Origin of the sequence: Geitlerinema sp. CS-897, from assembly GCF_028368005.1 — a bacterium.
Taxonomy (GTDB): domain Bacteria; phylum Cyanobacteriota; class Cyanobacteriia; order Cyanobacteriales; family Geitlerinemataceae; genus Baaleninema; species Baaleninema simplex.
Genome location: NZ_JAQNCQ010000025.1, coordinates 1 through 14,297, shown reverse-complemented (window position 1 = coordinate 14,297; position 14,297 = coordinate 1). Strand labels below are relative to the sequence as shown.

Here is a 14,297-nt window from a genome sequence, read left to right as displayed (position 1 = left end):
TTCGGGGGGTTCGGGGAAGCTCAACCGATCTACATCGATCGACCTCCCCTCGGCAAGACAATTTGCTTATCATCATCTGCTCGCTTTGTCAATAACTAGCCCGGAGAAATGCTCAACACCCAGGTTCCGAGATAGCGTGCCAGGGGAACGTCGCCAGGACTAAACACGCGACAGTTGAAGTAGTACATTCCGCCGAAGCTGGGGTTGCGGACGTTGGAGAATACGATTTCGACTTTGTAGCCAGCGGGAACGGCTTCGATGGGATAAATTTCGATGAGGTGGTTTTCTTCGTCCCACACGACTTCTTGTAAGGGAACTGATTCGTACCGTCCGTCGATGCGAACGCGAACTTCGACGGGTTGATCGTCGGGATCGTCGTCGGGGTCGAGGTCGATGTCAAATTCTCCTTCGTAATAGTCGGGATAGTCAATGGAGAACTGGGAGACGGCGAAGCTCATTTTGTCGGCGGGAATCCGCAACCGGTATCGATCGCGCGGATGGCCACTCGTGCCGTAGTCGAGACGAAAGCCTAATTGATTTTCTCGGCGCGGTCCACCGAAAATGGTAAATCCCGGTAATTGTTGGGCGGGCAGTTCGGTGGCGAATCCCAAAACCAAACATCCGGTCGTTAAAGCAGCAGATAACCAACGTTTCATCGAAAACTCCTCGCCGATCGCGCTCGTCATAACGGTTCGCTCGAAAACTATGCGATCGACCGTTCACAGTGTTAATTAATGTATCAAACCGTTTGGGTTCTGTCATCTTAATTTCGCCAAACGGAATCTCGCGAGCGTCGAGACGCTCTCAGTTCCCGAAAAGTTCCACGATCGCCGCGATCGCTTCTCACCTGAAAACGCGGTAAAAAAATCGCGATCGCGTCAAAACTGTAAAGGCGAATTCATAATTGAAGATTATTTTTAAATACATTGTTTGAAATACATTGTTTGAAACCGAAAAATAAGTTAAAGATTCTAGATATTTTGGAGGACAAAACTATTCATTAGCCTTAAGACAAGTTAAAGATGTCAAGGGTCATCTGGGGATCGTCCTAGGATGCCAATTAGAAGTCCGCGAGACCTGCCCCAAACCTATCGCCGATCGCTAATCAACGAAATGCTCTAATCTCCTCAGTTTGTCTCTCGATCGCCCAATTGCAGCAGTATTCGTTAAGGAGTTTGCATGAAAGTCGCAGTTGCCAAAGAAATCGAGGTCGGCGAACGCCGCGTCGCACTCGTTCCAGATATCGTCGCCCGACTCGTCAAACAAGGCTTAGACGTTCGAGTCGAAGCCGGAGCCGGAGACGGCGCGTTCTTTCCTGACAGTGCTTATGAAGCTGCCGGAGCGACCGTTATCGCCGATACCGCCGAACTCTGGGGAAACAGCGACGTTATCCTCAAAGTCGCGCCTCCGACCTCCGAGGAGATCGATCGCCTGCACGAGGGACAAACCACCATCGGTTTCCTCAACCCTCTCGGCGATCCCGAACGGATTCAAAAGCTGGCCGAACGGCGCGTCACCGCCTTGAGCATGGAACTGATCCCCCGTACCAGTCGCGCCCAAAGCATGGACGCCCTCTCCTCACAAGCGGGTGTGGCCGGATACAAAGCGGTTCTGATCGCCGCGTCCGCCCTGCCGAAATTCTTCCCCATGCTCACCACCGCCGCCGGAACCATCCGTCCGGCCAAAGTCTTCGTCGTCGGTGCGGGGGTGGCGGGATTGCAGGCGATCGCCACCAGTCGCCGCCTCGGTGCGGTGGTGGAAGCCTTCGACATTCGCCCGGCCGTGAAAGAAGAAGTGCAAAGCCTCGGCGCGAAATTCGTCGAAGTGGCGCTCGAAGAAGAGACCGTGGCCACGGGCGGCTACGCTAAAGAAATCTCCGAGCGCTCGAAACAAAAAACCCAAGAGGCGATCGCCAATAGCGTGTCCCAAGCCGATGTCGTCATCACCACCGCCCAAGTTCCCGGTAAACGCGCCCCTGTCATCGTCACCGACGACATGATTTCTCAAATGAATCCAGGTTCGGTGGTGGTGGACTTAGCTGCCGAACAGGGTGGAAACTGCGAAGGAACCGAAGCAGGCGGACACGTCGTCCGTCACGGCGTCACGCTGATCGGACCGTTGAACCTTCCGGCATCGCTTCCCGTTCACGCCAGCCAGATGTACGCCAAAAACGTCTCGACGCTCCTGCAATATCTGGTGAAAGACAACGTTCTCACCCTCGACCTCGAAGACGACATCCCCGACAGTATCTGCGTCACCATCGGAGGCGAAATCCACAATTCCCGCGTTCGGGAAGCCTTGGGCGTTACGTCCCCAGCTTGAGGAAATGGGGCGATGAGGTGATGAGATAAGGCGGTGCGTGACGATTTCGGTCTCACGATTGACACCCCGTTCTTCAAGTCTGTGGGCGGTGTGCATTGGCGGTGCGTGACCGATCGCTCGGTCTCACGATTGACACCTCGTTCTTCAAGTCACGCACCCTACGACTCCTCTTCTGGCGATCGAATGGCGTCGCCCGCGTCACACACCCTTGTCTGTGGGCGGTGTACATTGGCGGTGCGTGACCGATCGCTCGGTCTCACGATTTACACCCCGTTCTTCAAGTCACGCACCCTACGACTCCCAACACTTCTATCAACTATCAACGATGAACGATCCCTTCATTACAGCTTTGTTCGTATTCGTCCTGGCGGCGTTTGCGGGATTTGAAGTGATTACCAAAGTCCCGCCGACACTCCATACACCTCTGATGTCGGGGGCGAACGCCATTTCCGGCATTGCTATTCTCGGGGCTTTAGTTATCGCTGGCGATCGCGACTGGAACGTGACCGTTATCCTCGGACTCGTCGCCGTGGTGCTAGCCACCATTAACGTCGTCGGTGGATTCCTCGTCACCGATCGAATGCTGCAAATGTTCAAGAAAAAAGAGGTTAAAGCATGAGCGACTTTCTCCCGACAGGGATTCAACTGAGCTACCTCGTCGCAGCGTCTCTATTCTTTATCGGATTGAAACGGTTAGGATCGCCTGCGACTGCCCGTCAGGGCAACCTCATCGCGTCGATCGCCATGCTGATCGCCGTCGTCGCGACGCTGCTCGATCGCCAAGTTCTCAACTACGAGATGATTCTCATCGGCATCGTCATCGGCTCTGTCGTCGGGGCGATCGCTGCCCAGCAAGTCGCCATGACCGCGATGCCGCAAATGGTCGGGCTGTTCAACGGCTTGGGCGGTGCAGCTTCGGCCTTGGTGGCCATGGGCGAGTTTTGGCATTATTTCAACCTTTCAGCCGAACCCGGCATCGGCGAAACCATTACCGTTTTGCTGGGCGTTCTCATCGGCGGCGTCACCTTCACGGGTTCTTTAGTCGCGTTTGCCAAACTGCAAGGGTTGATTTCGGGATCGCCGATTACCTTCCCGCTGCAACAACCGTTTAACGCGACGCTTTTGGTGGCGTTCCTCGTCGGCAGCGGCTACCTCGTCGCCACCAGCCCCAGCCCCTCTTTGTTCTTGGGATTAATTGTCCTATCGCTGGTGTTGGGGATTAACTTCGTCATTCCCATCGGCGGCGGCGATATGCCCGTGGTGATTTCGTTGCTCAACTCCTTTTCGGGTTTAGCCGCCAGTGCAGCCGGTTTCGTGGTGATGAACAATATGCTCATCATCGCTGGAGCGTTGGTCGGCGCTTCGGGGTTGATTCTCACCGTCATCATGTGTAAAGGCATGAACCGATCGCTGACGAACGTGTTGTTTGCCGCGTTTGGAACGGGAGAAGGAACGGCAACTGCGGTCAAAGGCGGCGGCTCTGACACCGAGAAGGTGGTTCGCAGCATCGATCCCGAAGAAGGCGCGATGATGTTAGGCTACGCGCGATCGGTGGCGATCGTTCCCGGTTACGGTATGGCAGTGGCTCAAGCCCAGCACGCCGTGCGCGAACTGACCGATCAGTTGGAAAAATTGGGGGTCGAAGTCAAATACGCCATTCATCCGGTGGCCGGACGAATGCCGGGACACATGAACGTATTGTTGGCAGAGGCAAACGTGCCTTACGACCAGCTTTACGACATGGACGATATCAATCCCCAGTTGGAGCAGACGGACGTGGCGCTCGTCATCGGTGCCAACGATGTGGTCAACCCGTCGGCTCGCACGCAACAAGACAGTCCGATTTTTGGAATGCCGATTATCGACGTGGACAGAGCCAAGCACACCATCGTCATCAAACGCAGTCTCAGTACGGGATTCGCGGGCGTTGACAACGAGTTGTTCTACCGCGATCGCACCATGATGCTTTTTGGGAGCGCGAAAGATATGGTGTCGAAACTCGTCTCTGAAATGAAACAACTGTAGGCGATCGCGCCCGTTCGGGCGAACCGAGCTAATCTTCAGAAGTCTGGTTTCTCTCGAAACCGGACTTCTCGTTTTTTACGATCTGCGTTCGAACACTTCACGGGGTTTAGCACTCCAGTTGGACTTCATCTCGAATCTAGTTACCATAGATAGTGAGTATATTTAAGTTTGAGTTGGCGCGTCCGAACGAGAACGAGAGCGACTGAACAAAAATATTATCGAACCCCAATCGAAATTTAAAAATGTGTGGCATTCTTGGAATTTTCGGACAAACGCTATCTAACCCAAACTCTCACCAATACAACTTCGAGGAAATGTTATCGACCCTAGCGCATCGAGGTCCCGACGACAGGGGGGTCGTGCGAGAAGAGAACTTACTGCTCGGACATCAGCGTCTATCAATTATGGATGTTGAAGGCGCTCACCAGCCGTTTTCTCGGCAGGACAGTCAACTTTACGGCGTGTGTAACGGCGAAATTTATAACTATCGAGAGCTGCGCGATCGCTGTGGCGATCGCTTTGAGTTTCAAACCCACGGCGATAGTGAAGTTTTGCTGCCCCTGTATCGAGAATACGGTCGCCAACTGACCGATCGACTCGACGGGATGTTTAGCTTCGTTCTCAGCCACGAAGGAGACTATATCGCCGCTCGCGATCCAATTGGCATTAAGCCTCTATACTACGGGCGATCGGGAGACTTGTTATTTTTCTCCTCAGAAATTAAAGCTCTAGTCGAGAGCGCCGACGAAATTCGCGAGTTTCCTGAAGGACACTACTACCAGCAAGAAACCGGCTTCGTTCCCTATTATCAGTGGCCGGAAAACTCATCGTTTCTCAGCGATGTTGAGGTCGTCCTCGACAAGATCCGCCAGACTCTCTCGAAAAGCGTCCAGAAGCGATTGATGTCAGACGTTCCGGTGGGTGTCTTCTTGAGCGGCGGATTAGATTCGAGTATTATCGCCGCCTTAATGTCGGAACACCTGCCCGAATTACATTCGTTTTCGGTGGGACTTCCTCATTCTCCCGACCTCAAAGCTGCCCGTTTAGTAGCCGATCGCTTAGGCACGATTCACCACGAATATGTCTACACCGAGGAAGAAATGGAAGCCGTTCTTCCTCAAGTGATTTATTATCTCGAATCTTTCGACCCGGCTTTAGTCCGCAGCGCCATTCCCTGTTACTTCGTATCTCGTTTGGCCAGTCAATACGTCAAAGTGGTTTTAACCGGAGAAGGTGCAGACGAGTTGTTCGCCGGTTACAGCTACTTTTCAGATTACGACGACGCGACGGCTTTACACCAGGAGTCGATCTCGATTTTAAAAGGGTTGCACAATCTTAATTTGCAGCGGGTCGATCGAATGACGATGGCCAACAGCCTAGAGGCTCGCGTGCCGTTTTTAGATACAGAATTTATTGAATTGTGCCTGAAAATCGATCCGTCCCTCAAGCTACACAAAACTTATGGTTTAGAAAAATGGTTGCTTAGACAGGCATTTGCTGATAAGTTGCCTCAAGAGGTCGTATGGCGAGACAAAATGGAATTCGCCCAAGGTTGTGCCTCCTCGACTATTCTCGAAGATCGTGCCGACGCGATGGTTTCCCAAGCGGAACTCGACAACGCACGCCGAGACGGACAGCCCGTCTCGAGTAAAGAAGAGTTTGTCTATTACCGGACGTTTCAACACCATTTTCCCCATCCGGACGCTCCGGATCTCATTGGAAGATGGCAAGGAACGCTCCACTAAGAAACTCCAAAAAAGTCGTTAAGAAATCGTTAACAAACGTCACTCTCGCTCGCTGAAGCTACGATCGCGTGGCCGAACGAACTCGCCCCGATCGATATTCCTAACCTCATAAAATTATGCAATCAGTTGGAGAAAAAACGTACAGCCAAGCGGTTCGAGAAGGCAAATACGATTTGTACGTCGGAAACTTGTTTGGCAAGTACGATAACGTCCGAACGTACTGGGAAGATCAGTTAACCCGTATTGCCTTGCGTCCGTTTCTGCAGGAACTTGTCGAACGCCGTCGCCAAGAAAATCGCGGTGTCCGCATTGTCGATCTCGGCTGCGGTGCCGGACAAGGCTACGAAATCTTGACGAAAATCGATCGCCGGGATTTAGACTTAGGTTTGCAACACGAGCGCGTCCTTCCCAAAGACAACATCGATCTGTACTTGGGGCTCGATATCAGCCAAGCAATGGTCGAACGGGGTCAGGTTCTCTTTGAAGATCGACCGGAAATCAAGTTCGCTCAGGCAGATTTGCGAGACGGGTTCGGAGCGTTTAAAGACGAAGAGCCGTTCGATATCTATTTTTCGTCTTACGGGTCTCTGTCTCACTTAAATCGCCAAGATTTGGTCGAGCTACTGCAAGATATTTGCGAACACAGTGGCGACGAGAGCTTAATCGTTCTCGACTTCCTCGGACGGTATTCGATCGAATGGCCGGATTTCTGGTTTGCAGAATCGGAGTCTGAAAAAGTTCGCGACTACACCATGAGTTATCTCTACTCCGAAGCCGTTCGCAAAGAAATTGAAAGCGAAAAGTTTCCGCTTCGGTTCTGGGTGGGTTCGGACGTTAAAGACCTCTCGCAAGAGTTAACTGAAACCTGTGGCGTCGGGGTAGAAGTGTTGAAACTCATGGATCGATCCTTACTCGTCGGTCGCCACACCGATACGCGGGAATACAACGATCGCCTCAAACCCATTCGTCGCGCGGTAAATTCGCTCCATCAGGATTATTTGCGAACCAATCTCGAAGAACTCATCATCGATCCGGCGATCGTTCCCGATCGTCCGGTTATTGCGCCGCCGCTGCGAGAGCTGATCGACTCTTGGAACGTGGTGGTTGAATATTGCCAGCAACGACTCTGGGAGCGGTGTTCGCTGACGCAACTCGAAGGCTGGGACGATTTCACCAAACCTTTGCAGTTCGCGCTGATGACCATCGATCGCGTCATCGCCGATGTGGGTTGGATGTGGTACGGCGATCCTCGAGCGAACATTATCGAGCCTCAGTTGGGCTATGCCTTGCGGACGCTGGAATATGAAATGCAGCAGGGACGGGGTTGCGGTCACGGATTGGTGGCGATTCTCAAAACCCACAGGTAAGCAGTTCCCATGTCAAGCCCCCCCACGATCGAAGCGATCGAGCTAACAAAAAACTATAACGGGTTCTCTGCTGTCGATCGCGTTTCGTTTGAGGTGGCCGAAGGGGAAACCCTCGGTCTGATCGGAACGAGCGGTTGCGGTAAAAGTACGACCCTGAAAATGCTCAATCGCCTCATCGAACCGACGTCCGGCCGCGTTTTTATTGGGGGGGAAGACACGCGCAAATCCCAGCCGGAAAAACTACGTCGGAGTATCGGCTACGCCATTCAAGAAACGGGGCTGTTTCCCCACTACACCGTCGCGGAAAACGTGGCGGTGGTACCTCGTTTGTTGAAGTGGACGGACAAGCGCATCACACGACGTAGTGAAGAACTGCTCGATATGGTGGGGTTGTCGCCGGACCAATTTGCCCGACGGTATCCTCACGAACTCAGCGGCGGACAGCAACAGCGGGTCGGTTTGGCGAGAGCGTTAGCGGCCGATCCGCCGATAATTTTACTCGACGAACCCTTCGGCGCACTCGATCGCATTACGCGGCGACAAATTCAACAGGAATTCAAACAGTTGGAAAGTCTGCTTCGGAAAACAGTCGTTTTAGTGACTCACGATATTTTCGAGGCGGTCAGGTTGTGCGATCGCATCTGCGTGATGGATCGGGGAATCGTCCGACAAATTGGAACGCCCAAAACGCTCGTATTTCAACCGGATAACGATTTCGTGCGCGACTTTTTTCAAGCCGATCGCTTTCAGTTAGAGTTGTACGTCACTCAGCTCAAAGACGTGATGCCCTGGCTGTCGCCACAAGCGTCAAGTTCCGAACCCGCTAAAAGCTATCCTGAAGACGAACATTTACTGACTGTTTTAGAAGACCTTGAAGAATCTTCTTTGAAGTTGTCGCGAGTCCAAATTTGCGATCGCCAAAACCAGCCGGTTTTAACAACTCACTGTCAAGATCTTTTGACTGCTTTTTACCAATTCAAACAATCTATTTAAGCTTTAACAAAACCGCGACATTTTAAAATTTTATTTTTGACTCATGAGTTTCTGGCAATTTCTAATCGACCACCAACTCGAACTTGCCGACCAGACTGTAGAACACATTGGTTTGACCACTATCTCGTTAGCGATCGCTATCTTTTTAGGCGTTGCGATCGGCATTATTTTAACGCGATATCGCCAAATTTCTAATCAAGCGATCGGAGCCGTCGGCATCGTTCAAACCATTCCTAGCGTGGCGCTGCTCGGGTTTATGTTACCCCTATTAGGAATCGGCGTCACGCCTGCGGTCGTCGCTTTATTTTTATACGCACTGTTACCGATCGTTCGGAATACTTATACCGGAATTGACGAAGTCGATTCTTCCATTAAAGAAGCCGCGAAAGGCATGGGAATGTCGAGCTTACAAATTTTATTAAAAGTCGAACTTCCTTTAGCTGTTCCCGTTATTTTTGCGGGAATTCGGACCGCCGCCGTCACCACAGTTGGCGTGGCGACACTCTGCGCGTTGATTGCATCTGGTGGATTGGGGGAATTTATTTTTCGAGGAATTGCCCTCAATAATATCGATATGATTTTAGCGGGTGCTGTTCCTGCGGCGGCTCTGGCGTTGCTGTTAGATTTTCTGTTGGGAATCGTTCAAAATAAAGTCGGACAATGGCTCAAACCGCTCCTCATTAGTGCGATCGTTTTACTCATTTTATCGCTCTCGTGGCTCGTGGTTCCCAATTTATTCGGACGTTCCTTTACCGCCGGTTTTACGGCTGAGTTTATGGAACGCGCTGATGGTTATCCCGGCTTGCGACAGTACTACGGATTAAAATTAGAGACTCTGGAACTCGAACCGGGGTTAATGTATAAAGCGATTCGAGACGATCGCGTTGATGTTATTAGCGGTTTTTCAACAGACGGTCGAATTAAAGCATACGATTTAAAAGTTTTAGAAGACGATCGCGACTATTTTCCGCCTTATTACGCCGCGCCGCTCGTGCGAGAAGATACCTTACAAACCTATCCCGAAATCCGAGAGGCTTTAAATCGGTTGTCGGGACAAATTTCTAACGAAGCGATGGTACAACTGAACTATCGTGTCGATAGCCAGCAAGAACCGACTCTCAAGGCGGTGCGAGATTATTTGTCAGAGTTGGGATTGCAAACAGATACCCAACGGGAAGGAAGTTCAGATATTGTCATCGGTTCTAAGAATTTTACCGAACAATATCTTCTCGCGGAAATGATGTCAGTCGTTATTGAAAACTATACGAATTTAGATGTCGAGTTAAAAACAGGCTTAGCGGGAACGAAAATTGCCTTCGATGCGTTGCGACAGGGTGAAATCGATCTCTATCCCGAATATACTGGAACGGGACTGATCGCGATTTTGAAAGCCGATTCCGAAACTCGCGATCGCCTGCTATCTGACCAAACTTCAGATAACAAGACCGTCTTGAATTACGTTCGAGAAGAAACTAAAGAACAATACGATATCGTTTGGCTCGCACCGTTTGGCTTTAATAATTCCTATGCGTTAATGATGAAAGAAGAAGATGCTGAGAGATTGGATATTCGTTCGATTTCCGATTTGAAAGCGTATTTGTCGGAGCGATCGAAGTGATTCAGAACCGCGAGTCACCGTGAGCTAAACGTTACAGATATCGGGTTTGGCGTTGGGAAAACAGGATTAAACTGAACACAAAGCGCGAGGAACCGAACAATGTCCGTAGAAACCCTCCCGATTCCAGAACATTTCGATCCCGGTAAGATCGGTGAAGTGTGGCGCGTTCCCTACGGCGATCGCGCTCGGGATGCCAGACGTTGGGCGCAACAACACCAAATTTCTCGCAGTTGTGAAGACAAAGTGCGCGTCGGCTTGCTACTAATTGACGTGCAGAACACCTTCTGTATTCCCGGTTTCGAGCTGTTCGTCGCCGGACGCAGCGGGAACGGAGCTGTAGACGACAATCGGCGTTTGTGCGAGTTTATCTACCGTCATTTACACATCTTGACGGACGTTATTCCGACGATGGACACTCATACGGCGATGCAGATTTTTCATCCCGTATTTTGGATAAACGACAGTGGCGAACATCCCGCCCCCATGTCGACTTTAAATCTGGGGGATATCGAAAGCGGGACATGGCGCATCAATCCTGACGTGTTGCCGAATTTACCGACGGCGATCGACCCGGAGGCTTATGCGTTCCACTACGTTCGAGAACTGACGCGAGACAGTAAATATCCGCTGACGATCTGGCCGTATCACGCCATGCTGGGGGGAATCAGTCACGCTTTAGTCTCGGCAGTAGAAGAAGCCTGTTTTTTCCACAGTATCGCTCGCTACAGCCCCACAGAATACGAAATGAAAGGAAACAACCCGCTGACGGAGAATTATTCGGTATTGCAACCAGAGGTTCTGACAAATGCTAACGGGGAAGCGATCGCCCAGCGTAACGTGAAACTGGCCGATCGCTTGTTGAACTTCGACCTGTTGCTGGTGGCGGGACAAGCCAAGAGCCACTGTGTCGCCTGGACGCTGAACGATTTATGCGACGAGATTCGTTCGCGAGACCGAAAACTCGCTCAAAAGGTTTATTTACTGGAAGATTGCACGTCGGCGGTGGTGGTGCCGGGTCAGGTGGATTTCACCGAGTTAGCCGACGAAACCTTTGCCAAGTGTGCCGAGTTAGGAATGCACCGAGTCCGTTCGACCGACGCGATCGAGACCTGGGACGGGATTCCGACCAAGTTAAGGTAGATGCGATCGCAGATCGTTCTCCATTTCAAAGCGACAGGGTGAAAACGTCGAAGTTTCGAGGCGATCCCAATCGATTTGGGGAAAATCGACGCCGACGATTTGGTTGTCGTCGTTAAAAATGAAGACCAACCAATCTTCGAGGCGATCGAACTGAATCCGAACGAACACCACGTTTTCAACAGTTTCGGTGTCTTGTCTCTGGCGAAACGTCCCCACTTGTCCCTCGAAACTCTGCCATCGTTCCGCGAGGACTTCCGGCGACCATTCCGCCCGCAAAACCGGATACAAATAAACTCGCGCCTCCTCGAAGTTACCCGTTGCCATCGCATCGATAAAGGCTTCGGCGATGTCGCTCTTCGAGTATCCAGCCAACAGGTCTCGGACGCGGGGTAGGTCGAGGCCGACGAGATCTCCTTCACTGTCAAAGACAAAGAGAAGGTTGTCCGTAAAGTTGTCCCCATCGATGGTGATGGAGACGAGGTTGTTCGTCACTTGAGACGTTCTTCGGGTTGGGGACGAACCGACAAGTTCTCGAAAGTTCTGCCAGGTGCGTTCGATCGCCTCGGCACTCCAAGCATTTTGAACCACGGGGTCGAGGAGCGATCGCGCAGTTTCGTACTCGCCAGACTCCAAAAACCCGAGAAAGGCTTCCGCTTTCGCCGCCAAAGCCGAAGATTCCGAATCCATCTGAGCCAATTCGATCGCTCGACTCGGCACCAAAGCCGTCGCCGGAATTGAGAAAACCTGTAACGCGGCGATCGCACCGGCGGCGATCGAACCCAACCCAACTTGTATTGACTGAATCCGTACCATCGAATCCTCTCGATCCCCTAGATTTCACGAGCATTATATGCCACAGACATACGTGCAGCATCGACCGACTTCCGCCCCCTGTGGCGGTTTCTCTCCGACGGCTCGATCGTCAGGTGATACCATCAAAACAACCACATCGATATCGACACATCACAGATGAGTAGAGGGATCGACGTTTCGGACTATCAAGGTAGCGTTAACTGGACTGCCGTTGCCAATTCCGGCATCGAGTTCGGCATTGCCAAAGCGACAGAAGGCGCCACCTTCGTCGCCGATACCTTTCAAACCAACTGGACGGGGATGAAAGGAGCGGGTCTGGTACGAGGAGCGTATCACTTCTTTCGTCCCCGCAGCGACGCTCTCGCCCAAGCCGAACGGTTTCTCGACCTCGTAAAACTCGAATCGGGAGACTTACCGCCGGTGTTGGATATCGAAACGGACGACGGTATTGCCGCCGACAGTTTGGCGGCGCGGATGCAAACCTGGCTCGATCGCGTAGAACTGGCCACGGGGCGGCGTCCGATTATCTACACCTATCCTTATTTTTGGGAACGCCTCGGTAACTGGCAGCAGTTCGCGAACTATCCGCTCTGGATTGCCCATTACACCAGCGATCCGTCGCCGAAGGTGCCGGGGGGATGGCACACTTGGACGTTTTGGCAGTATACCGATCGCGGGAGTGTTAACGGCGTTGCCGGAGGGGTAGATGTCAACTGGTTCAATATCGTTAAGGAAGGATCGACCGGGGCGATGGTGGCGGACGTGCAATCGCGACTGAAACAGAAAGGGTTCGATCCGGGATCTGTCGATGGAAAGTTCGGTCCGAAAACCAAAGCGGCAACGGTGGCGTTTCAAACGGAGATCGGGACTCTGACCGATGGAACGGTCAACCCTCGCGTTTGGGCGTATTTGGCAGATAACACGATCGCCTCTCCGACGCCGACACCGACGCCAACGCCGACACCGACGCCAACGCCCGTTATTTCCCTCGTAGACGTGATGAAGCACTATCAGGGGTTGCCCCATCAAATCGACGCCCTGACGGGGTTGCAATTCCAACTGTCGGAAGCCACGCTGTTAGAGTTCGCTCGCCGTTGGCGCGATCGCGCTACCGCCGATACTTCGATTCGTCTCGTGGACGTGGCGCGGTACTATCAAAATCTAGCCAGTCAAAATCAAGCGTTGATTTGGTTGCAAGAGCAGCTATCGGAGGCGACGCTCGAAGCGTTTGCCCAACAGTGGCGCAATCCCCCCGACTTAGAACCGCCGCCGATCGTGTTATCGAAAGCTGCTCGGTACTATGAAGGCTTACCTCACCAAGATCGGGCGTGGGATTGGTTGCAACGGCAATTGACACGGGAGGAACTCGCAGAATTTGCGCGATTTTGGCGTAATTATTGATATTTTCAAATATTTATGGCGTTATGCCAGATCCCCGGCATCTTGAAGACGCCGAGGATCTCGAGTTTTTACCAATTTGCGAAATTTGCTTGACAAATACCAATATATATGGTAATCAGTCTGACTTGACGCTGGAAGGGTTCGCAGACAAGCGCAATAGCAAACGACTGACGATCCGTCCGTCGTCGAGTTTTTCAATGAGGAAATCCCCTCCCATTTGGCGCATCAACCGCTGAAAAATCAAGAACGATACGCCGGGCGATCGATCGAGTGCCGAAGCGACCAGGGCGTCTCGAGACCCTTGGTTTTCTAAGGTCGTCCGTCGCTGAAACTCCTTCAACAAGCGAGTGTCGAGGGTTCCGTTATCCGTCACCGACAGTTCCAAAAACTTCGCCGGATCGGAGGCGAGGGGACGATACCAAATATCGATGCGATCGCCGACTTGAGACCGGCGACAGGCGGCCGCCAACACCTCGTAAAACACGATCGACAGTTGGCGAGGGTCGGCGTATACCGTCACGTTCCCTTCTCGGTGAACCTGCATCCAAATCTGCCGTTTTTCTGCCGTCGCTTCCACGCGATCGAGAACCTCTTTAAACAGTTTGACGATCGAAATACCGTCGTCCTTCGGCTGTAACTCCCATTGTTCGTGCTTGAGCAATCGTCCGACCGAACTCAGCGTCTGCTCGAGTTCCCGCCAAATTTCCTCATAGCGCACCTGTTGCAGCGACGACATCCTCGACGTTCCGACGGCTTCCTGTAACGGTTTCAACTGCTTCATTCCCGCCGACAGAGCGCAGTACAACTCTTCAAAGCGTCGTTGCTTGTACCAATTGAGCGGTTCGAGGCGATCGCGCAGGGCGTTCGCGCGAT

12 protein-coding genes are annotated in these 14,297 nt (G+C 52.3%); 9 read left to right on the top strand and 3 right to left on the bottom strand.

Features of this window, described 5'->3' with window-relative positions:
* Positions 1 to 95: 95 nt before the first annotated feature.
* Complete coding sequence (locus POG22_RS01075) at positions 96 to 656, bottom strand: DUF2808 domain-containing protein (RefSeq protein WP_063718289.1); 561 nt, start codon at positions 654 to 656, stop codon at positions 96 to 98.
* A gap of 523 nt (positions 657 to 1,179) precedes the next feature.
* Between POG22_RS01075 and POG22_RS01070 the strand changes: the two genes are divergently transcribed.
* The 8 genes from POG22_RS01070 (at position 1,180) to POG22_RS01035 (ending at position 11,210) form a co-directional block, all read left to right on the top strand.
* Positions 1,180 to 2,322 (top strand): Re/Si-specific NAD(P)(+) transhydrogenase subunit alpha, encoded by a 1,143-nt coding sequence (locus POG22_RS01070; RefSeq protein WP_498903129.1) that lies wholly within the window; start codon positions 1,180 to 1,182, stop codon positions 2,320 to 2,322.
* A 325-nt stretch (positions 2,323 to 2,647) separates the two neighbouring features.
* Entirely contained in the window at positions 2,648 to 2,941 is a 294-nt protein-coding gene (locus POG22_RS01065) for an NAD(P) transhydrogenase subunit alpha part 2 (protein WP_063716072.1), read from the top strand.
* The gene (locus POG22_RS01060; protein ID WP_498903128.1) at positions 2,938 to 4,347 is read left to right on the top strand and encodes an NAD(P)(+) transhydrogenase (Re/Si-specific) subunit beta; all 1,410 of its coding nucleotides are present in this window, start codon (positions 2,938 to 2,940) and stop codon (positions 4,345 to 4,347) included. The genes POG22_RS01065 and POG22_RS01060 overlap by 4 nt, the downstream gene beginning before the upstream one ends.
* A 242-nt stretch (positions 4,348 to 4,589) precedes the next feature.
* Positions 4,590 to 6,092, top strand: a complete 1,503-nt coding sequence (asnB, locus tag POG22_RS01055) for an asparagine synthase B (RefSeq protein WP_063716070.1) — start codon at positions 4,590 to 4,592, stop codon at positions 6,090 to 6,092.
* A 116-nt stretch (positions 6,093 to 6,208) separates the two neighbouring features.
* Positions 6,209 to 7,459, top strand: a complete 1,251-nt coding sequence (locus POG22_RS01050; RefSeq protein WP_498903127.1) for a class I SAM-dependent methyltransferase — start codon at positions 6,209 to 6,211, stop codon at positions 7,457 to 7,459.
* A 9-nt stretch (positions 7,460 to 7,468) separates the two neighbouring features.
* A complete protein-coding gene (locus POG22_RS01045) occupies positions 7,469 to 8,452 on the top strand; it encodes an ABC transporter ATP-binding protein (RefSeq protein ID WP_063716068.1) in 984 nt (327 codons plus the stop codon).
* A gap of 43 nt (positions 8,453 to 8,495) precedes the next feature.
* Entirely contained in the window at positions 8,496 to 10,070 is a 1,575-nt protein-coding gene (locus POG22_RS01040; protein WP_498903125.1) for an ABC transporter permease/substrate-binding protein, read from the top strand.
* 99 nt (positions 10,071 to 10,169) lie between these two features.
* The gene (locus tag POG22_RS01035; RefSeq protein WP_498903124.1) at positions 10,170 to 11,210 is read left to right on the top strand and encodes a cysteine hydrolase family protein; all 1,041 of its coding nucleotides are present in this window, start codon (positions 10,170 to 10,172) and stop codon (positions 11,208 to 11,210) included.
* On the opposite strand, the gene POG22_RS01030 is transcribed toward POG22_RS01035, so the two are convergent.
* The gene (locus POG22_RS01030; protein WP_498903123.1) at positions 11,202 to 12,023 is read right to left on the bottom strand and encodes a DUF3887 domain-containing protein; all 822 of its coding nucleotides are present in this window, start codon (positions 12,021 to 12,023) and stop codon (positions 11,202 to 11,204) included. The two genes, POG22_RS01035 and POG22_RS01030, sit on opposite strands and share 9 nt — an antisense overlap.
* Positions 12,024 to 12,179: 156 nt before the next feature.
* On the opposite strand from POG22_RS01030, the gene POG22_RS01025 reads away from it, so the two are divergent.
* A complete protein-coding gene (locus tag POG22_RS01025) occupies positions 12,180 to 13,424 on the top strand; it encodes a GH25 family lysozyme (protein WP_498903121.1) in 1,245 nt (414 codons plus the stop codon).
* Between the two features lie 115 nt (positions 13,425 to 13,539).
* Here the strand turns inward: POG22_RS01025 and POG22_RS01020 are convergent.
* Positions 13,540 to 14,297 (bottom strand): histidine kinase (locus POG22_RS01020; protein WP_498903120.1); only part of this gene is annotated, 758 nt, incomplete at its 5' end.